1 protein-coding gene is annotated in these 432 nt (G+C 67.1%); it reads left to right on the top strand.

Going from position 1 to position 432, the window contains the following annotated elements:
- Nucleotides 1-312: sensor histidine kinase (locus HW466_RS31525; protein ID WP_176316187.1), on the top strand; the 312-nt coding region annotated here is incomplete at its 5' end.
- Between the last annotated feature and the right edge of the window lie 120 nt (nt 313-432).

Below are 432 nucleotides of genomic sequence, written 5' to 3'. Positions count from 1 at the left end.
GCCAATGCCGTCAAGTACAGCGAGGCGCACACGCGCGTCGAATGCTCGGTCGAATTGAGCGAGGACCGCGCCACCGTGCGCTGCGTGATCCGCGACCACGGCTACGGCATCGACATCGCCGACCAGGCGCGGCTGTTCGAGCGATACCGGCGCTTCCGCCTCGACGGCCAGCCCGAAACCAAGGGCGTCGGGCTCGGGATGGCCTTCGTGAAGGCGGTGATGGAGCGCCATGAGGGAGAGATACGCGTGCGCAGCGCGGCCTGGCAGGGAACCACGGTGACGCTGGCGCTGCCGGCGGTCGAGGCGGGCTGAGGCAGGTTGCGGCGCTGCTCGGAACATTCATGGCGCGGCGTCGATCCCGCCGTCGGGTGTTGGGCACGTCTGCTAAGAAGCCAGTTCAAAAAGACTGCTCGATGCGCCTGAAGATGTTCC

The sequence above is a fragment of the Burkholderia territorii genome, assembly GCF_902833055.1.
GTDB classification, from domain to species: Bacteria; Pseudomonadota; Gammaproteobacteria; order Burkholderiales; family Burkholderiaceae; genus Burkholderia; species Burkholderia territorii.
Note: the sequence above shows the minus strand (reverse complement) of the source record. Positions and strands in the feature narration are given on the sequence as shown.